The organism is Promicromonospora sp. NFX87 (genome assembly GCF_048564965.1).
In the GTDB taxonomy this organism is placed as follows: Bacteria; Actinomycetota; Actinomycetes; order Actinomycetales; family Cellulomonadaceae; genus Promicromonospora.
In genome coordinates, this window is the sequence record NZ_CP183413.1 from 1,635,820 (window position 1) to 1,655,478 (window position 19,659).

Annotated in this window: 17 protein-coding genes; 16 read left to right on the forward strand and 1 reads right to left on the reverse strand. The window is 71.5% G+C overall.

Annotation, left to right across the window (positions count from 1 at the left end):
* The first annotated feature begins 179 nt into the window (after positions 1-179).
* The 15 genes from ACNYC2_RS07375 to ACNYC2_RS07445 all read left to right on the forward strand — a co-directional run bounded on the left by ACNYC2_RS07375 (position 180) and on the right by ACNYC2_RS07445 (position 18,162).
* Positions 180-476, forward strand: coding sequence for a WXG100 family type VII secretion target (locus tag ACNYC2_RS07375; RefSeq protein WP_357507476.1), 297 nt, complete (start codon positions 180-182; stop codon positions 474-476).
* Between the two features lie 4 nt (positions 477-480).
* Positions 481-762 carry a hypothetical protein gene (locus ACNYC2_RS07380; RefSeq protein WP_419706397.1) on the forward strand — a complete coding sequence of 94 codons (282 nt, stop codon included), beginning with the start codon at positions 481-483 and terminating at the stop codon, positions 760-762.
* A 10-nt stretch (positions 763-772) separates the two neighbouring features.
* Positions 773-2,206: a hypothetical protein gene (locus ACNYC2_RS07385; protein WP_419706398.1), complete on the forward strand. Its 1,434-nt coding sequence runs from the start codon at positions 773-775 to the stop codon at positions 2,204-2,206.
* On the forward strand, positions 2,203-2,886 hold the full coding sequence (locus tag ACNYC2_RS07390) for a hypothetical protein (RefSeq protein ID WP_419706399.1): 684 nt from the start codon (positions 2,203-2,205) through the stop codon (positions 2,884-2,886). The genes ACNYC2_RS07385 and ACNYC2_RS07390 overlap by 4 nt, the downstream gene beginning before the upstream one ends.
* Positions 2,886-3,467, forward strand: coding sequence for a hypothetical protein (locus ACNYC2_RS07395; RefSeq protein WP_419706400.1), 582 nt, complete (start codon positions 2,886-2,888; stop codon positions 3,465-3,467). Before ACNYC2_RS07390 ends, ACNYC2_RS07395 begins: the two co-directional genes overlap by 1 nt.
* 112 nt (positions 3,468-3,579) lie before the next feature.
* Positions 3,580-3,876 carry a WXG100 family type VII secretion target gene (locus tag ACNYC2_RS07400; protein WP_116676002.1) on the forward strand — a complete coding sequence of 99 codons (297 nt, stop codon included), beginning with the start codon at positions 3,580-3,582 and terminating at the stop codon, positions 3,874-3,876.
* A gap of 4 nt (positions 3,877-3,880) precedes the next feature.
* Positions 3,881-4,162: a hypothetical protein gene (locus ACNYC2_RS07405; RefSeq protein ID WP_419706401.1), complete on the forward strand. Its 282-nt coding sequence runs from the start codon at positions 3,881-3,883 to the stop codon at positions 4,160-4,162.
* Positions 4,163-4,189: 27 nt separating this feature from the next.
* On the forward strand, positions 4,190-5,464 hold the full coding sequence (locus tag ACNYC2_RS07410; protein ID WP_419706402.1) for a hypothetical protein: 1,275 nt from the start codon (positions 4,190-4,192) through the stop codon (positions 5,462-5,464).
* A gap of 17 nt (positions 5,465-5,481) precedes the next feature.
* Positions 5,482-6,138: a hypothetical protein gene (locus tag ACNYC2_RS07415; protein ID WP_419706403.1), complete on the forward strand. Its 657-nt coding sequence runs from the start codon at positions 5,482-5,484 to the stop codon at positions 6,136-6,138.
* The gene (locus ACNYC2_RS07420) at positions 6,135-6,839 is read left to right on the forward strand and encodes a hypothetical protein (RefSeq protein WP_419706404.1); all 705 of its coding nucleotides are present in this window, start codon (positions 6,135-6,137) and stop codon (positions 6,837-6,839) included. The genes ACNYC2_RS07415 and ACNYC2_RS07420 overlap by 4 nt, the downstream gene beginning before the upstream one ends.
* Before the next feature lie 129 nt (positions 6,840-6,968).
* Complete coding sequence (locus tag ACNYC2_RS07425; protein ID WP_419706405.1) at positions 6,969-8,594, forward strand: hypothetical protein; 1,626 nt, start codon at positions 6,969-6,971, stop codon at positions 8,592-8,594.
* Positions 8,595-8,604: 10 nt separating this feature from the next.
* Positions 8,605-10,443 (forward strand): discoidin domain-containing protein, encoded by a 1,839-nt coding sequence (locus ACNYC2_RS07430; RefSeq protein WP_419706406.1) that lies wholly within the window; start codon positions 8,605-8,607, stop codon positions 10,441-10,443.
* Position 10,444: 1 nt separating this feature from the next.
* Positions 10,445-14,881, forward strand: coding sequence for an FtsK/SpoIIIE domain-containing protein (locus ACNYC2_RS07435; RefSeq protein ID WP_419706407.1), 4,437 nt, complete (start codon positions 10,445-10,447; stop codon positions 14,879-14,881).
* A 127-nt stretch (positions 14,882-15,008) separates the two neighbouring features.
* Positions 15,009-16,040: a hypothetical protein gene (locus ACNYC2_RS07440; RefSeq protein WP_419706408.1), complete on the forward strand. Its 1,032-nt coding sequence runs from the start codon at positions 15,009-15,011 to the stop codon at positions 16,038-16,040.
* Between the two features lie 265 nt (positions 16,041-16,305).
* The gene (locus ACNYC2_RS07445; protein ID WP_419706409.1) at positions 16,306-18,162 is read left to right on the forward strand and encodes a DUF222 domain-containing protein; all 1,857 of its coding nucleotides are present in this window, start codon (positions 16,306-16,308) and stop codon (positions 18,160-18,162) included.
* Between the two features lie 261 nt (positions 18,163-18,423).
* On the opposite strand, the gene ACNYC2_RS07450 is transcribed toward ACNYC2_RS07445, so the two are convergent.
* Positions 18,424-19,167, reverse strand: a complete 744-nt coding sequence (locus ACNYC2_RS07450) for an SDR family NAD(P)-dependent oxidoreductase (protein ID WP_419706410.1) — start codon at positions 19,165-19,167, stop codon at positions 18,424-18,426.
* Positions 19,168-19,260: 93 nt separating this feature from the next.
* Between ACNYC2_RS07450 and ACNYC2_RS07455 the strand changes: the two genes are divergently transcribed.
* Positions 19,261-19,647 (forward strand): winged helix-turn-helix transcriptional regulator, encoded by a 387-nt coding sequence (locus ACNYC2_RS07455; protein ID WP_419706411.1) that lies wholly within the window; start codon positions 19,261-19,263, stop codon positions 19,645-19,647.
* Positions 19,648-19,659: the final 12 nt, after the last annotated feature.

The following is a 19,659-nucleotide window of genomic DNA, read 5'->3' on the forward strand; positions in this document are numbered from 1 at the left end:
GAGAGGCACTTTTTGCGCGATGTGACGACGGGTCCGGAGGCTGTTCCGGGCCCGTCGTCGTCGTGTCGCGCGGCGTTCGTCGTCCGTTCACATACGCGTCGCCGTCCGGTTAGTCCGATTGATGACGATTGAGACGCGCGTACGAGACCGTCCGCAACCCGTGAGCGAGAGGTTCTGTCATGGCCAACATCAACGTGACCTTCCAGCAGATGGAAGACGCCGCGCAGCGCATCAAGCAGGAGTCGGACGACATGCAGGCCAAGCTCGACCAGCTCCGGTCGCTGGTCGACAACCTGGTGCAGGACGGCTATGTGACGGACAAGTCCTCCAAGCGGTTCGACGAGTCCTACAAGGAGCTCGACAAGGGTGGCAAGCAGGTCATGGAGGGACTGACCGGGATCGGCGAGTACCTGAAGCAGGCTGCCGAGGCGCTCCGCAAGACCGATGAAGAGCTCGCCAACGCCCTGAACAAGTAGACCCATGGCCGACCTGGTAGTCACCTCGGTCGCCGTCGACGACGCCGCCAAGCAGCTCGCGGCGATCGTCGACGAGTTCAAGAACATGGGAAAGCTGTGGGACGACGGCACCGTCTGGGGCCACGACACCGTCAGGAAGGCGATGGACGACTTCGTCGACGACTGGTGGGTCAAGCGGGAAAAGCTGACCACGAACCTCTCCGACCTGCAGAAGAAGATGGAGCAGGCGGCCGAGCAGTGGAACAACCTCGAGATCGAGCTCGCTGCGTCGTTCGACGAGCAGTAGGAGGACGACGATGGGCGCTACCCGGCCCGGGGAATGGCAACTGCTCGACTACGACTCCGATCCCGTCCCGGCTGACGTGGCCGGTCTGGACCCGGTGATCAAGCACTACGAGGACATCGCCCTGGCGATGTCCACACAGGCCAAGCTGCTCAAGAAGATCGGCGACGGCGACGAGACCCTCCTCAAGGGCAAGGCCGCGGACGCGATGCGCAAGCGGTCCAGGGAGAGCGCCGAGGCACTGAACAAGGCGTCCGGCCGGTACGACGACATCCGGGACGCGCTGCGCACCTACCGGCCGGAGCTGGAGTACGCGCGCTCGGAGACAGGCCTCGCCCTGACGGCGGCGCAGGACGCGGCGGCCGCCCAGAAGGGCGCCGAAGGACTGCCCGACCCGGTGAACGCCGACCGGCCGGACGACGCGCCGCCGCTCACCGACAAGGAGAAGCGGGAGTCCGAGAGCCGCACCGGCAAGATCGACGCGGCGAAGGGCGACCTGGAGGCGGCGAAGGTCAAGGCGCGCACGGCGATGACCCGGCTCGACGCCGCGGCCACCGCCGCCGCGAACAAGATCCGCGAGAACTGGGGCGACGACGGGCTGCACCACAGCGGCTGGGAGGCGTTCCTGCACAAGCTGAACAAGTTCCTCAAGAAGCTCGTCGAGATCCTGATGTACATCGGGATGGCGCTGGCGGTGCTGAGCATCCTCATCCCGGGCCTGGGCATGATCACCCTCCTCGGCGTGATCGTCACCGCGGTCTCGGTGGCCGCGAGCTTCATCCTGGCCGTCCAGGGTGAGGGCAGCTGGCTGAGCGTGATCATCGGTGTGCTCAGCCTGGGCCTGATCGGGGTGGCGGCGAAGATGGCCGGCGGGCTCAAGGGTGTCCAGGGTGCGCAGCTGGGGCGCGGGGCCGGGGCCTTCAGCAGCCAGAACCGGCAGCTCCAGTTCTTGTTCCGGGACCGGGAATGGCTGCGGAGCATGATGAACATCGGCCGGAACCCCGACCTGGCGCGCCGGATCAACGACCTGACGATCACGATGGCGCCGTTCGCGAGGAACCTGCGTAGCTGGCAGGAGTTCGCCGGCAAGACCAGCGTGTCACCCGGGTGGTGGCAGATCACCCACCCGAAGTACCTCGCCACCGACTTCAGCCGGTTCATGGACCGGATCGGCGGCGGCACGTGGCGCTGGGACCGGCTCATCGGGATCAGCGACATCAAGGACGTGCAGAAGATCACCGCCGCCCTCGGCCAGCTCGGCATCACGGGTGCGGCGATCAAGCCGTGGATGTACATCGGCCCCGTCTCCTACACCTTCGGATGGGCCATGCGGCCGTTCAGCCTGATCAATCCCTCGAACTTCAATCCGGCGGACCCGCGCTGGAGCCTCGACGGCTGGCGGGACGCCGACTACAGCGGCCTGTACGGGGAGAACCCGGTCCTATGACGACCACGAACAGCGGGGAAGCCACGACGGCCGGCTGGTCGTGGCGGGTGGACCCGCCGGCCGGCTGGCTGGTGGTCCCGTCCACCCTTACCGAGGACCATGCCGACATCGCGGTGTGGGAGCGCGGCGCGGCCGGCGCCGTGCGCGTATCGCTGGAGCAGCAGCCCGACGCCGACGGCGAGCCGGTGGCCGTGCACGACGCCATGGACGACGCCGTGGGCGCCGCGCTCGACCGGATGGCCGAGGAGTCGGTAGTCAACCTCCGGGCGTTCGCCGACGGGATGGCGCCGGAGGGGCACCGGGTCGTGGCGCGTCTGGGGGTGCTGGGGCGCGGACCGGTGCCGGTGCTCGTCGCCGTCCGAGTGAGCGACCCGGCGGAGCCCGACGACGGCCTCATGGCGGCCCTCGGCGCGACGGGTGGCTACCCCGCCGCCCCGCCGACCGTCGAGTATCCGGAGCTGCCGGACGGTGACGGCGTGCGGGTGGTCCGCCTCGACGTCGGCGAGGAGACCGGCGGCGCCTGGCTGAGCGTGGGGCTCGGGCGGCGCACCGACCACTCCGACGCCGTGGTGGACACGGTGCTGGTGTGGCGCACGCAGGACGTCCTGCTCGGCGCGGCGATGGTGGACCTGCTCGACGAGCTCCTGCCCGCCGTCCGGGTCACCCGGGGTGCGGCGTGATGCGGCAGACCGAGCGCGACGTCCGCGACCCTGCCGTGGGCGGGCCGACCGACGCGTGGGCCTTCGCGCTGCCTGCCGGCTGGGCCCGCCGACGGACGGAGGCCGGTGTGGTGTACGTGCCGACCGTGCCCGTCGCGGGGATGTCGGTGCCGGCGGCCATCACCGAGGTCGAGATCTTCGGCGAGGCCGGACGCAGCCCGATCGAAGTGGTGGCCGGCGCCCTGGGCGACGGGTGCGAGGAGGCCGCACCGAGAGAGCTCGACGGACGACCGGGCGTACGCGTGGCGCGCACGCTGCGCGGGGTGCGCGGGACGCCGGGGGAGGCGCCGGAGGGAAGCGACCGTCCCGCGGTCACCACACGTCAGGTGGCCTACGTCGTCTCGCGGGACGAGGCCGAGGGCGACTGGCTGGTGCTGTCCTTCAGCACCACGTTCGGCACCGGCCCGGGCAGCGGGCTCGCGGAGCAGCTCGCCGAGACCCTCGTCGACTTCTTCGACGCGGTGATGACGACCTTCCGGTGGACCGGCCCCGGCGCCGGCCCGGTCGATCTGCCGGAGCGGACGATCCCGGGCTCGGTGTGAGCGAGCGACGTCGGACCGGTTCACTGACCAGGTTGTCAGTATTTACGTTCTAGTATGTCCGGTTCGTGTACTATCGCGCTGTTTTCCCACGAGGCAATCGAGAGGACCGATCATGGCCAACATCAATGTGACCTTCCAGCAGATGGAAGATGCGGCGCAGCGCATCAAGCAGGAGTCGGACGACATGCAGCACAAGCTCGACCAGCTGCGGTCGCTCGTGGACAACCTGGTGCAGGACGGCTACGTCACCGACAAGTCCTCCAAGCGGTTCGACGAGTCCTACAAGGAGCTCGACAAGGGTGGCAAGCAGGTCATGGAGGGCCTCACGGGCATCGGCGAGTACCTGAAGCAGGCCGCCGAGGCGCTCCGCAAGACGGACGAAGAGCTCGCCAACGCGCTGAACAAGTAGTCCCGTGCCTGACCTGGTAGTCACCTCGATCGCGGTAGACGACGCGGCCGCGCAGCTCAAGTCCGTCCTCGACGAGCTCGAGAACATGAAGGAGCTGTGGGACGGCGGCGACATCTGGGGCCACCGCACGGTGAAGAACGCCATGGGCGACTTCGTCGACAGCTGGTGGGTCAAGCGGGAGAAGCTCCAGGAAAACCTCAAGGACCTCCAGGGCAAGATGGAGAAGGCCGCGGAGACCTGGAACGACACCGAGATCGAGCTGGCGAAGTCGCTCGAGAGCGAGTAGAGCCTCAGTGAACAGAAGGAAGACTCGATGAGCGCCGCCCGCGTGGGTGAATGGCATCTGCTGGACTACGACGACGACCCTGTGCCGGCCGAGGCGTCCGGTCTGGACGCGGTGATCAAGCACTACAAAGAGATCGCCGAGATGATGACCACGCAGGCGGCGCTCCTCAAGAAGATCGGTGACGGCGACGAGACCCTGCTCAAGGGCGAGTCGGCCGATGCGATGCGCGGGCGGGCCGAGGAGAGCCACGAGCACCTCGCCGCCGCCGCGGGCCGGTACGACGACGTGCGGGTCGCGCTCGAGGCCTACCGGCCCGAGCTGGAGACCGCGCGCTCGGAGACGGGCAAGGCGCTGGCCAAGGCCGAGGACGCGGCTGCCGCCCAGAAGGGCGCGGAGGGTATGCCGGACCCGGTGAACGCGGACCGGCCGGACGACGCGCCGCCGCTGACCGAGGACGAGAAGCAGGCGTCCCAGAACCGGTCGGGCAAGATCGAGGGCGCGAAGGGCGAGCTCGCGGCCGCCAAGGCCATCGCGGTCGCGGCGATGTCGGCGCTCGACGCCGCCGCCGAGCGGGCGGCGACCAAGATCAAGGAGAACTGGGGCGACGACGGGCTCAAGCACAGCGGCTGGGACGCGTTCGTGCACGGGTTCAACAAGTTCCTCAAGGGACTGGTCGAGATCCTGGGCTACATCGGCATGGCCCTGGCGGTGCTGGCCATCCTCCTGCCGGGGGTGGGAGCGCTCGCGCTGGCCGGCCTGATCGTCGGGGTCGTGAGCCTGGTCGCCTCGATAGTGCTCGCCGCCCAGGGCGAGGCGAGCTGGATGGGCGTCATCCTCGGCGTCATCGGTGTCGCGGCCGCCGGGGTCGGGCTGGTCGTGGCGAAGTCGATCGGGGCGTCCATCAAGGCGGCGCAGGGCGCGGTCCTCGCCGGCAAGGGCGGCGCGGGCTCGTTCATCGCCACCGCGGGCGGCATCATCATCAAGCCCCTGGCGATCCAGAAGATCTCGATCATGATCACGTCCAAGCTCCCGGGCTGGGCGTCGATCGTCGCGCCGATCAAGACCTGGTCGATCAGCGGAGCCTTCGGTCTCGGCGGGCTCAGGGAGCTCAGCCTCCTCGGGCTCTGGGGCGCCAACTTCACCATCAAGCCCTGGATCTACGTCGCCGGCCCGGGCGCCATGCTGTCGGGCCTGATCAGCGGCCTCTGGGGTGGTGTGGCGCCGACGAGCTTCCCCGGCGAGGACCGCCGAGGCGACTGGACCGCGCCGACGGACTACGAGTACAACCACCTCACGACCTGAGCCGGGAGCCGATCCTTTTGAGCGCGACGACGAGACCGAGCTGGACCTGGACCATCGAGCCGCCGGACGGCTGGCTCGTGGTGCCCTCCACCGCGACCGAGCCGGCCGACGCGGTGCGGGCGTGGGAGAGCGAGGTCGTCGAGGCCCTGCTGGAGTCGTTCCTTCCCGAAGGCGCGACGGGTCCGGACGCGCCCGACCCCGATGCCGACCACGTCGCGACGGTGCGCGGCTCGCTCACGCAGACCGTCGGGAGCCTGGTGACGTTCGCCGACGAGGCGGCGACCGAGGGCGCACGGGCCATGGCGGGCGTCGGCCTGCTGGACCGCGGCCCCGTGCCCGTGCTCGTCACCGTCGGCATGGGTGACCCGGACGAGTCGGACGACGTGTTCATGACGGTGCTGGGGGCGAAGGGCGGCAACCCGGTGAGCCCGCCGAGCATCGAGTATCCCGACCTGCCCGACGGCGACGGCATCAAGGTCAGCCGGGTGGACATCGACGAGGCGACGGGCGGTGCCTGGGTGAGCGTGGCCGCCGGCCGGCGCACGGAGTTCCCGGACGGCGTCGTGGACACGGCGCTGGTCTGGCGCAGCCAGGACCTCGTCCTCGTCCCCACGATCCTCGACGCGATCGTCGACCTGCTTCCCGCCGTCAAGATCATCCGGAGCACAGTGTGAGCGACCACCCGACGAGCGAGCGCCCGGCAGAACCGGCCGAGCAGACCGGCAAGCCGACCGACGCCTGGGTCATGCTCCTGCCGCCGGGCTGGGCCCGGTTCCCGACGGGCGAGGGCCGCCAGCGTGAGCTGGACGAGGCGATCGAGCAGGTGGTCGCGCGGGCGCTGCCGGACACCATGCCGCGCGACAAGGTCGAGCCGTTCCGGCACATGCTCCGCGACGAGCTGCACAAGACCCTCGGCCAGGCGCGCGACGCCGGTACGGGCGCGGTCTACCTGCCGACCGAGCCCATGGAGGGCGTGATCGTCCCGGGCTCGATCGCGGAGATCGAGGTGGTCAGCGACGTCGGCACCGATCCGGCGCGGATCGTGACCAGCATCCTCAGCGACGGGTACGAGGAGAGCGAGCTGGTCGAGATCGACGGCCGCCCCGGCATCCGCGTGGTGCACACCGAGCACGGCATGAAGCGCGACGACCTGGAGCTGTCGACCCGGCAGGTGCTCTACGCGGTCTCGCGCGACGAGACCGACGGCGAGTGGCTGGTCCTGTCCTTCACCACGATCTGGAACAGCGAGAACACCGAGCGGCTGGCCGAGGCGATGGTGTTCTTCTTCGACGCCGTGATGTCCACCTTCCGGTGGGCCGGTCCCGGCACGAACCCCCTGAACCTCCCGGAGCGGAGCGTCCCGGGCTCCGCGTGAGCCCGGTCGACCGAAGCGCCGGCCCTTCCGCGCGACCACTGCCGCACGAGCCCTGCCGCACGAGCCCTGCCGCATGAACTGCCGCACGAACCACCTGACTGACGCGACACATCTGAAGACGGAGCAACCGTGCACCACGCCCATCGCGCCGCCGCGGCACTTGCTGCTGCAGCCCTGTTCATGACCGCCGTCGCGGTGCCCGCCGCGACAGCCGCACCGCCCGCCGTCGTCCAGGTCGTCGGCGGCACCGCTCTCGCCGCGGACGAGGGCAAGGGCGAGAAGGTCAAGTACTACGTCATGAAGTCCAGCCCGGACGGGGAGCCGGAGTTCCTCTTCCAGATCGCCGAGCGATACCTGGGCGACGGCAACCGGTACAAGGAGATCTTCGAGCTGAACAAGGGCCGCGTCCAGCCTGACGGCGGCACCCTGACCGACGAGGAGACCGTGCTGCCGGGCTGGGTCATGCAGCTGCCCGACGACGCCGAGGGCGAGGGCATCGAGGTCGGCGTGCTGCCGACCGGACCGGCGGCCGGCACACCGGCGGGCGACGCGTCCCCGGACGGCTCGGCCGCGCCGTCGGTGCCCTACTACGTGATCGGCAAGACGAAGAAGGGCGAGACCGAGTACCTGTACCTGATCGCCGAGCGGTTCCTGGGCGACGGCGAGCGGGCCAGGGAGATCTTCAAGCTGAACAAGGGGCGCGTCCAGCCGGACGGCGGCGTGCTCACCGACCGGGACCAGGTCGAGGTGGGCTGGGTGCTCCAGCTTCCCGAGGACGCCAAGGGCAAGGCGGTGCAGCACGGCCCGCTCCCGGGCCCGACCGCCGAGCCGAGCGCCTCGGCGTCGAGCACTGCCGGTGGCCCGGACACGGGGGAGCAGGCCGCGGCGAGCCCGTCGTGGATGGTGCTCGTCCTGATCGGCCTCGGCGTCCTGGCCCTGGTGGGCGCGGTCGGGTTCGGCGTGGTGCTCGTGGCCCGGCGGCTGCGCGGCCGCGAGGAGCCCTTCGACGACAGCCTGCTGCGCACCGACACGTCGGCGTCGTGGATGGTGGACCGGGCGCTGCGCGTGCTGCTCGCCTCGTGCGAGCGGGAGGGCATCGAGGTGCCCGGCGTGACCGGCGTGTTCATCGAGGGCGGCGCCATGCGGCTGCGGCTGGCGAGCCCGGCCTCCCCAGCACCCGACCCGTGGGTGGCCAACGAGGACGGGCAGAGCTGGTCCGCACCCCTCGCCAAGCTGCAGTCGGCGCCCGCCAGCGAGGCCTCGACGGCGCAGTTCGCGCGGCTGGTCACGCTCGGTATGGCGGAGACCGGCCGGGTCCTCGTCGACTTCGTCCGGGCCAGGGGCGTGATCAGCCTGGACGGCCCCACGCGGGCGCGGCACGAGGTGCTGCGCCGCTGGCTGGGCGAGCTGACGGGCAACCCGTGGTCGAACGACCCCCGCGTGGTCATGGTCGGCAACGGCCTGCCGCAGGCGGAGCAGGTGGAGTACCTGTCCGCGATCGAGCAGGTGATCCCCGAGCTGGGCGTCGGCGACGGCGGCGTGCTCGTGCTGTCACAGGCGCCGTCCGTGACGCAGCAGGACCTCCTGGCGGCCCGGTTCGCCGACCCGCGCTTCACCTGGGTGGTGATCGTGCTCGGCGAGTCGAGCTCGGCCAAGTGGCGCATCCGGGCCGGCGACGACGGGTGGCTGCGCAGCGGGTTCCTCCCCGACGTCCGCTACACCGAGCAGACGGCTGTGAGGCGGGCCGGTGAGTGACCGCCGAACGATGAGAGCGGTACGTGCCGTGGCCGCCGTCGTCCTGACGGCGCTCGCGGCGTCGGCCCTGGCGACGCTGCCGGTGTCGTCCGTCCTGCCGGTTCCACCGGCCCAGGCAGCCGAGGAGGTGGTCCTGCTCTCGCAGGGCAGGCCCGCCGTGGCCTCGTCCCTGGAGAAGCCGGAGTTCCCCGCGCGCAACGCGGTGGACGGCAACTCACAGACCCGGTGGTCCAGCGCGTTCAGCGATCCGCAGTGGCTACGTATCGACCTGGGACGGACCACCGTCGTGCACCGGGTCGAGATCGACTGGGAGGCCTCGTACGCGACCGACCACCGGATCGAGCTGTCGGTCGACGGCGAGACGTGGGAGACGCACTGGTTCGGGACGGGCGACGGCGGCAACGACGTGCACAACATCCGGGGCACCGGCCGGTACGTGCGGATGTACTCGGGGGCGCGCAGCGGCACGGCGGGCAACTCGATCTGGGAGATGCGCGTCTACGGCGAGCCCGAGAAGAAGGCGGCGGCCCCGGAACAGCCGGCGAGCCCGAAGCCGGAGCAGAGTGTCGAGGCGAGCGCGAGGCCGAGCGCCACGCCGACGGCGTCGCCGAGCCCGTCGCCGGAGGCGTCACCCCTGCCGAGCCGCAGCGGGCCGCCGGGTTCCGTCCTGTACTACGTCATCAGGACGGAGCCGGACGGAACCGTCGAGAAGCTCAACGACATCTCGGAGAGGTTCCTCGGTGACCGCAACCGGTGGCCGGAGATCGCCGAGCTGACCGAGGGCCACCGGCAGCCCGACGGCGAGTACATGACCGACCCGAGGAAGCCGAGGCCCGGCTGGGTGCTCAAGATGCCCAAGGACGCCACGGGCAAGGGGCTGCGGTTCGGCCCGCTCCCCGGCTACGAGCCGGCGTCACCGTCGCCGTCGGCCACGCCCGCGGCGTCACCGAGCCCCGTCGACGTGTCGGACGCCGAGGCGGCGAGCAGCTCCGTCCCGTGGCCCACGATCGGCTGGGCCGGGGCGGCGCTGCTGGTGCTCGGCCTGCTGGTCGGCCTCGTGACCTGGCTCGTGCGGCGGCGGAAGCGGCACGAACCGTTCGACGACAGCCTGCTGCGCACCGACACGTCGGCGGCGTGGACCGTAGACCGGGCGCTGCGGGTGCTGATGGCGGCGTGCGAGCGTGACGGGCTGGAGGTGCCCGGCACGACCGGCGTGTTCATCGAGGGCAGCTCGCTGCGGCTCCGGCTGACCAACCCGGCGTCGCCCGCCCCGGAACCGTGGACCGTGAGCGAGGACGGGCAGAGCTGGTCCGCGCCGCTGGCGAAGCTGCAGTCGGGCGCGGCGTCGGAGGGCTCGACCGCCCAGTTCGCCCGCCTGGTGAACCTGGGGATGGGGGAGACGGGCCGGGTGCTCGTGAACTTCTCGGTCGCCAGGGGCGTGATCAGCCTGGACGGCCCGACCCGGGTGCGGCACGAGGTGCTGCGCCGGTGGCTCGGCGAGCTGACCGGCAACCCGTGGTCGAACGAGCCGCGCGTCGTGATGGTCGGCAACGGCCTGCCGCAGCCCGAGCAGGTGGAGCACCTGGCCGGGATCGAGCAGGTCGTGCCGGAGCTGGAGGTCGGTGACGGCGGCGTGCTGGTGCTGTCGCAGGCGCCGTCCGCCGCGCAGCAGGACATGCTCGCGGCACGGTTCGCGAGCCCGGAGTTCACCTGGGTGGTGATCGTGCTGGGCCAGTCCCCGTCGGCGAGGTGGCGGTTCACCGCCGGCGACGACGGCTGGCTGCGTAGCGGGTTCCTGCCCGACGTGCGCTTCGACGAGCAGACCGCCGTGCGGCGGGGAGGCGAATGACATGCATGCACTGATCACCACGCGGCACGGCGCGCGCGAGGCGCTCCTGTCCCTCGACCTGGACGAACGCACCAGCACCGCGGACCTGGCCGAGCGCCTGGCCGCCGAGGTCGGTGCGCCCAGGGGCAGCACGATGTACGTCGACGGCCGGGTGGTGTGGGACGGCGGTGTGCAGGACCGCCCGGTGTCAGATCCTTCGGGGGCGGACGGCGGCCGGGTAGCTGCCGGCCTGCTCGTCGCGGCGTCGGGCATCCGCGACGGCGCAGTCGTCACGTTCGGCGAGCCGGACCTGCGGGGCGGTGTCCTGGGCGGTCCGGTCGACCTGTGCATCACGGGTGGCACGGGCGCCGGCTCGGTGGTCCGGCTCGGCGTCGGCGAGTCGGTGCTGCAGGTGGGGCCGGACGGCCGCATCCGGGTGGACGAGCCGCGCGAGGGCGGGCGGCCCGCTGTGGTGGTCGTCGTCGCGCTGGACGGCGGGGTACGGGTGCGCCGTCTGCCGGACCCGCGCTCCGCGGGTCACGCGATCCACCTGGACCGGCTGGACGAGCCGCTGGGCGAGGACGAGGCGCCGTGGGCGGTCGGTACGCAGCTGCGGATGGACCCGAGCGTGCTGACGGTCCAGCCGGCCACGCGGCCCGACGCCGACCTGCGTCCCGCCAAGGAGCCGGGCCACCTCGACTACAACCGGCCGCCGCGGCTGCTGCCGCCCATGCCCGCGACGCACTTCCGCCTGCCCGCCGAGCCGGTCGCGCCCGCGCGCAACCCGCTGCCGTGGCTCGGCATGGCCATGCCCGCGGTGCTGGGCATCGTCATGGCGATCGTGTTCCGGTCGCCGTTCTACCTGATGTTCGCGCTGGCCTCGCCGCTGATGGGCTGGGGCAACTGGTGGATGTCCAAGCGCAACGGCGTGATCACGCACAAGGAGCGCCTCAAGCAGCACGCCGAGGAACGGGCCGCGCTGGAGGAGGAGGTGCTGGACGCCGTGCGCCGCGAGCAGCACCGGCGCCGGGTCTCCAGCCCGGGGGCCGCCGAGCTGCGGCTCATCGCGACCACGCCGACCCGCCGGCTCTGGGAGCGCCGCAGCACCGACGGCGACCACCTCACGGTGCGGCTCGGGCTGGCGGACGCGACCAGCCGGGTCGAGGTCGAGGACAGCGCCGAGCCCGAGCACCGCCGCAAGACCCGCGCGACCGTGCGGTCCGTGCCGGTCACGGTGCCGCTCAAGGAGGCCGGGGTGGTCGGCCTGGCCGGCCCGGGGGACTGGCCGCGCCGTCGGGCACGCTGGATGGTGGGCCAGCTCGGTGTGCTGCAGAGCCCGCGCGACGTCCAGGTCTACGTGCTGACCAGCTCGGAGCACGTGCAGGCCTGGGCGTGGGCGGCGTGGCTGCCGCACGTGCGGCCGTCGTTCGGCCAGGAGGCCGTTGCCCTGATCGGGACCACCACGGAGACCCTGTCGGCCCGCGTTGCCGAGGTGAACTCGCTGATCACGCAGCGTCGCGCCGCCATGGAGGGGTCGAGCAACAAGGTCCTGTCCGGCCCGCAGGTGGTCGTGGTGCTCGACGGCGCCCGTCGGCTGCGCGCGCTCCCCGGCGTCGTCTCCATCCTGCGCGACGGCCCCGGCGTCGGCGTGAGCGTCGTCTGCCTGGACGGCGACGAGCAGCTGCTGCCCGAGGAGTGCACGGTCGTGGCGCTCGCCCGGGTCGACGGCGGCATGACGCTGCGCCGGCAGGACGCCGACGACCTGCGGTCCGTGCTGGTCGACGAGGTGCAGGACGACTGGTACGAGCCCGTCGCCCGCGCCGTCGCCGCGGTGCACGACGTGACCGCCACCGAGGGCGAGGGGCTCATCCCCGACTCCGCAAGGCTCGTCGAGGTGCTCGGCATCGAGGAGGTTGACGCCGAGCAGATGGTGGCCCGGTGGCGCATGATCTCGAACGGCGGCAAGGGCAGCACGGCCGCCGTCATCGGTGTCTCGCTGGACGGGCCGTTCGCGCTCGACATGGTCCGCGACGGGCCGCACGCCCTGGTGGGTGGCACCACCGGATCGGGCAAGTCGGAGTTCCTGCAGACCGTCGTCGCGTCGCTCGCGGTGGTGAACACGCCCGAGACCATGAACTTCGTGCTCGTCGACTACAAGGGCGGCGCCGCGTTCAGCCAGTGCGAGCAGCTGCCGCACACCGTCGGCATGGTCACCGACCTCGACTCCCACCTCGTGGAACGGGCGCTCGACTCGCTGCGCGCCGAGCTCACCTTCCGCGAGCACATCCTCGCCGCCGCCGGGGCCAAGGACCTGGAGGACTACCTCGACGCCCAGGGGCGCGGGTACGTGGGACCCACGCTGCCGCGCCTGATGATCGTCATCGACGAGTTCGCCTCGATGGCCCGCGAGCTGCCCGACTTCGTCGCCGGGCTGGTCAACATCGCCCAGCGAGGCCGCTCGCTCGGCATCCACCTGATCCTCGCGACGCAGCGTCCGTCCGGCGTCATCTCCCCGGAGATCCGGGCCAACACCAACCTGCGGGTCGCCCTGCGGATGACCGACAAGAGCGAGTCGAAGGACGTCATCGACGCGAACGAGGCGGCGGACATCGCCAAGTCGCAGCCTGGCCGGGCCTACGCCCGGCTCGGGAGCACGTCGCTGATCCCGTTCCAGTCCGCCCGCGTGGGCGGACGGCGGCTGTCGCTGACCGACCTCGGGCAGGTCGACCCGCCGTTCGTCGCGCGCGTGTCGGTGGCCGACCTCGGCGGCCCGCCGCCGAGCCGGCCCCGCGTGAAGCGGCAAGAGAACGTCGAGACCGACCTCGCCGCGCTCGTCGAGACCCTGCGCGAGACCGCCCGGCTGGGCGGCTGGCCCGCGCCGCGCCGGCCGTGGCTGCCGGCGCTCCCGGACCTGCTGTCCCTCGACGGACTGGCGCAGCCGACCGCCCGCTCGCAGTTCGCGTGGGCGCTGGAGGACTCGCCCGCGGACCAGCGCCAGGGCCCCGCCCTGATCGACCTCGACGACTTCGGGCACCGGTACGTCATCGGCGCCCCGGGCAGCGGGCGTTCGACGACGCTGCGCACCGTGGCGTTCGCCGCGGCGAACGGCATGTCCGTGGCCGACCTGCACCTGTACGCGCTCGACTGCGGCAACGGCGCGCTCACGGTGCTGAACGAGCTGCCGCACACGGGCGCCGTCGTGCAGCGTGGGCAGGCCGAGCGGGCCAAGCGGCTGCTCACGCGCCTGCAGGCCGAGCTCGGGCGGCGCCAGCAGGTGCTCGCAGCGGGCAACTTCGCCAGCGTCACGGAACAGCGTGAGCTCGCCGACCCGGGGACCGGGCTGCCGCGCGTGCTCGTGCTGATCGACCGCTGGGAGAGCTTCATGAGCACCTACGGCGAGATCGACAGCGGCAAGCTCGTCGAGATCGTGCAGGAGTTGCTGCGCGACGGCGCGAGCGCGGGCATCCACCTCCTGGTCGCCGGCGACCGCAGCCTGCTGTCGAGCCGGATGAGCGTGCTGACCGACGACTCCCTCGTGCTGCGGCTGACCGACCGGTTCGACTACGGGATGGTCGGCATCAACCACAAGAAGCTGCCCGAGGAGATCCTGCCCGGACGGGCCTTCCGGTCGGGTTCCGGGCTCGAGGTGCAGGTGGCGATCCTCGGTGACGACCCGTCGGGCCGCGCCCAGACGGGCGCCGCCCGCCGGATGGCGGCCGAGATCCGGGAGCGTTCGCAGGTGGCGCCCGGGACGGGCCCGTTCCGCGTGGACGACCTGCCCTCGACGATCACCGTGGACGCGGCGTACCAGTACGTCGGCCCGGAGGCGGCCCAGCCGATGTGGGCGCTGCTCGGCGTCGGCGGCGACGACCTGACGGCGTTCGGCATGGACCTCGCCGGGGACGCGCCAGCGTTCCTGGTGGGCGGGCCGTCCAAGTCGGGCCGGTCCACGATGCTCGCGGTCATGACGGAGTCGCTGCTGCGCGGCGGCACCCAGGTGGTGATCCTCGCGCCGCGGCCGAGCGTCCTGCGCGACTTCGAGGGGCGGGCCGGCGTGCGCGCCGTGCTGACCGGTGCGGAGGTCACGGAGGAGGAGCTGGCGCCGCACCTCGACCCGGACGGTACGCCGGTGGTGCTGGTGGTGGACGACGGCGAGCTCGTGGCCGATGCCCCCGCGAAGACCTGGCTCCGGGCCTACCTGCGCACGGCCGCCGACAACCGGCGCGGCCTGATCCTCGGCGGCGACGCGTCCGAGGTGGCGGGCGGGTTCTCCGGCTGGCAGGTCGACGTCAAGAAGAGCCGGCGCGGTGCGCTGCTCAGCCCCCAGGACCGGTTCGACGGCGACCTGGTGGGCGCGAGCCTGCCGCGGTCGGCCGTCGCCACGCAGGTCACGCCGGGCAAGGCGCTGGTGCACCTCGGGTCGGGGGAGCTGATGACGGTGCTGGTGCCGACGCTGTAGGGGTTCGCTGTAGGGGTTCTCGCTGTAGGGGGTCGCGGTTGGGTTGGCGACGGGGTTCACGGATGGTGCGCGCGGGGACGGGCGTGGCGGTCGCGCGCGTCGTCCGTCGTCGTGCCACCGTAGGTGCGTGCCAGCGGACGATCAGTTCGATCTCGACACCGCCGTCGACGCGCTCTACGCGAGGCCTCTCGACGAGTTCATCGCCGCGCGCGACGCCGCCGTCCGCCAGGCGACGGACAACGGCGACCGCCTGGGTGCCGCGCGGGTCAAGCGACTGCGGAAACCGTCGGTCGCCGCGTGGGTGATCAACCAGGTCGCGCGGGAGCACCCCGACGAGATCGGGGCGCTCGCGACGCTCGGCGACGAGCTGCGTGCCGCTACGCAGGACCGGGACCGCGCCCGCATCCGGGCGCTGGACCACCTGCGGCGTGAGCGCACCGACGCACTGGTCCGCGCCGTCCGCGAGTCGGGCGAGGTGGGCGGACGGTCCGTGTCGTCCGCCGTGCTCGACCGGATGACCGAGACGCTGACCGCCGCCGTGATGGATCCGGACGCCGCGGCGGTGGTCCGTGCAGGACGTCTGTCCCGGGCGCTGCAGCACGTCGGGTTCGGGATAGTGGACGAGGAGGGCGAGGAGGCCGAGCTCGTCGAGCTGCGTCCGGCGACGTCGGAGGCCGGAGGGCCGGAGGATGCCGGAGAGCCGGAAGGCGAGGGGCGGCCGAGGGCGACGGGGCGGTCGAAAGCGGCTGTGGCGCCGAAAGCGGCGGCGTCGAACAGGACTGGGCGGTCCAAGCCGAAGGAGGCGCCGACCGCCGACGAGACCGATCCCGCGGAGGCGGACCTGGTCGCCGCGGAGCATGCGGTGGAGGAGACCTCCGCGCGGGTCGATGTGCTGGAGGCGCGCCGTGACGAGATTCGCGAGCGGCTTCGCGCCGCGGACGAGGTGATCGAGCGCGGGGAAGACGAGGTCGAGCGCCTCGACCGGGAGCTGGAGCGGCTCACCGCCGAGCGAGACGCAGCGAGCGAGGCCCTCGACGACGCCCGGGAGACGGCGAACGAGGCACGCACCGACCTGGAAGCCCTCGAGGACGAGCTCGACGACGCCGTGGAACGCGCCGCCGAAGCCCGCCGCCGGCGCCGGGAGGCCCGCGGACGGTAGGGATAGCGGGTTGGCCGGATCAGCGGGGAGCTGCTGGGCGGTGCGCTGGATGGGTGGTCGGGCCGGCGAACGGTGAGGTGCGAAGCGTCGCGGACGGCTTTGGCATGCGGAAATTTCGGTGTCACCCGAGGCGGCATCGAGGCGGTCAGAAGTTATCCACAGATTTGAAATCCGGCGAGCGGATCGTACGAGTGTTCGAGATAATAGGTACAGCGAGGAAGTCAGAACTAGAGGCAAGTGATCGAGTCGGGCGGGGGTGGGAACGGTGGAGCAGACGACGAACAACGGACCCGCCGGCGGCCTGCCTGCTCCGGCCTCGATCGAGGATGTACTGGCCCGGATCGAGAACGAGATAGACCACCTCACCGCCCTGACAAACCCCGAAACCCTGACCGGATGGGACGCCCCGACGATCACTCGCCTGGCTGATGCGCACACCCGTATTCGTCGGCTGACCGGCCGGTTGGACGGTGTCCGGTACACCCTGCTGCCCCGCATCGAGAACGAGGGCTCGTGGCGCTCCGGTGGCGCGGCCCGCACGTTCACGACCTGGCTGCGCCTGCGAGAAGGCATCTCCGCGTCCACCGCGGGTAAGGACATGACGATCGCCCGCCGTCTCGCCACTGCGCTGCCCGTGACGCGGGAGCGGCTGGTCGCCGGAACCCTCGGCGCGGATCACGCCCGGGTGATGACCGAGGTTGCACCCACCAGCGAGACCCGTACCGACGCACTGGCCTGGTTGATCGACACCCGCACCGGGCACACCACCACACCGGAACAGTTCGTCCAGTCCGTTGCGGTCGACTTCCCCGACCCGGCAGACGACCCCGACGGCACCACCACCCGTGAGCTGGTCACCCAGGTCCTGGAGACCGCGATCACCGAGGGAACCCTGGTCACCGGTGAGGGCGTCGTCTTGCGCGAAGCCAATGTGTTGAACGCGGACCAGTTCCGGAAGGTGGCGCGCCGGTTCGCGACCATCACCGACCCCGACACCGACGACCTCGACGACGACAAGGCCGCCCAGGGCGAGTTCCTGGACCTGGCCAAGACGTTCGGCGGGTACCACGTGGCCGGGTTCCTCACCGATGAGCACGGCCTGCAGCTCACGACCGCAATCAACGCCATGATGGGCGCCCCGTCAGCAGAGGACAGCCGCACCACCACGCAACGCCGCGCACAAGGCCTCGCGGATGTGGCGCGGGTTGTCCTGGACACGAACCAGGCCTCTCCGGGGGCGGCGATCGCGCCGCACCTGAACGTCACGGTGTCCTGGAATGAGTTCGTCACCCAGGTCACCCGGACCCGGGACGGCCTGTGCCTGACCTGCGGGCAGACCGCACCAGAGCGCGGCAACCGCCCGGGCACAAGTCCGAGCGTCCCGGACACCGGCACCAGCGCTGGCACTGGCACTGGCACTGGCACTGGCACCAGCACCAGCACTGGCACCAACTCGGGTGCGGATGTCGGTGCAGGGCCGGTGAGCACCGGCCCAGCGGCCGGAAGCCCGACCGATAGCCCGGCGGGAAGCCCGAATGGAAGCCCGAGTGGAAGCCCTGGCGGGAGCCTCACCGAAAGTCCGACCGGAGGTCCGGGTGGCTGGAGTACCGCGGCTACGACCGTGTCCGGGTTCTTGTCCTCCGGTGGTCCGGTGTTCACCGAGACCGGTGGTCGTGCCCCACGCGCGCTGGTGCGCCGCCTGGCGTGTCACAGTGCGGTCACCCGGATCGTGTTCGGACCCGACGGCGCCGTCCTCGACGTGGGTCGGGCCCAACGCACCGTGACGGGACAGATGCGCCGGGCTGTGATCGCCCGCGACCAGCACTGTGTCTACCCGGGATGTGACCAGCCACCGTCACGGTGCGAGGTCCACCACGCGATCACCCACTGGGCCGACGGCGGCGACACCTCAGTGACCAACAGTGCATTGCTGTGCTGGTACCACCACCAGCTCGTCGATACCAAGGGCATCACCATGCACTGGACCGGCAAGCCAGCCACGAACACCACGGCCGGTGCCCTCCTGGAGACCGGGTGGGCCTTCACCGACGCCCGCGGGCACCGCATCCGTCTACCTGAAGCCATCGAAGCCCAACCTCCGCCCACCACCGAAGTAGCCTGAGCGGCCGGCCGGACCCCGCGAACCCAACGAAGCCGCCTGACCGATCCCGCCCACAAGTCCGACCCGCCAACCCGATCGGCCCAGCCCCCCGACCGACGGACCCATCTGACCGACCGACCCACCTGACAAGAGCCAAGCCCCGGACGGGCAGATCCGCACACGCTGGACCCGCCCGCCACCATCGCCAAACGGTGGCCGCAGGGCCGGTCTTCGTCGGTACCGTCCCAGCGAACATGCCCCGAAGCCGAGAGGCGAGCCGGACTACACCGTGATGGCGTCCGCCACGATCTCGCGCTCGGAGCCCGCGGCGAGGCGCCAGACGGCGTCGGCCAGGTCGTCGGGGTCGAGGGTCGTCGTGGGAAGGCCGAGGCCGGGTGCGCCGTCGGCGTTCGCGGGCAGGGAGGTCAGCATGCGGTGGATGTCTCCGCGTTCGATGAGTCCGCCGACCACCAGGGATCCGACGTGGATGCCCTCGGGCGCTGCGGCCTCGGCGAGAGTCAGGGCATAGGTGCGCAGCGCGGCCGAAGCCGGCGCGAACGGTCCGAGGAACGGCAGCGGGACCAGCGCGCTGAGCCCCGCGACGTAGACGATCGCGCCTTGGCCGCGTTCGCGCATCCCGGGCAAGACCAGCCCCGCCAGCTCGACGGCGGGCTCCACCACCTGGGCGGCTGCGGCGCGCACCTCGTCCGGGCCCGTCTCGAGGATGCCGACGGGCGGGGCTGCGGGGTTGTCCGCGCCCGGCCCGTGATAGACGACGTCGATCTGTCCGAGCTCGCTCTGGATCTCGTCGATCGCGCGACGTATCTCGCCGGGAGCTCGTACGTCCGCGGCGACCGCGACCGCGCGGACGCCGACCGAGCGCAGGTCGTCCAGGTAGCCCTGGTGCCGATCTGCGCTGCGGGAGACGAGACCGACGTCGTATCCCTCCGCGCCGAAGCGACGGGCTACCGACATGCCGAGCCCGGGACCGGCGCCCAGGACCAGCAGGGTGGGGGAGGTGCTCACTCTTGTCTCCTCGTCGTCAACTTGCCGCCCGTTGGATACGGTGACGGGATCGATCCTCACGGTCGCGCGGACGTCTCGGAAGAAGGCACTTTCATGTCAGATGGGAACACCGGTGTGCCCCACATGGTCGCCGCCGCCATCGGCGCCGGGCTGCCAGGAAAGGTCCCGGTCGAGGAGTACGAGGCGTGCCCGGTCACGCACGCGGTCCGGATGCTGGGCGACAAGTGGACGCTGCTCGTCCTCATGCTGCTCGCCGAGCGTGCGCACCGGTTCAACGAGCTCCACCGGCGGGTGGACGGGATCAGCCAGCGGATGCTGACGCGCACCCTCCGGACGCTGGAGGACGACGGGCTCGTGGTCCGGACCGTGTTCCCGACGGTCCCGCCGGGCGTCGAGTACGGGCTCACGGCGCGGGGTCGTGAGCTGCTGGTCCCGCTGTCCGCCCTGGCTGACTGGGTGGTGCGGGACAGCGCGGCGTAGGCGGGGCGGCGG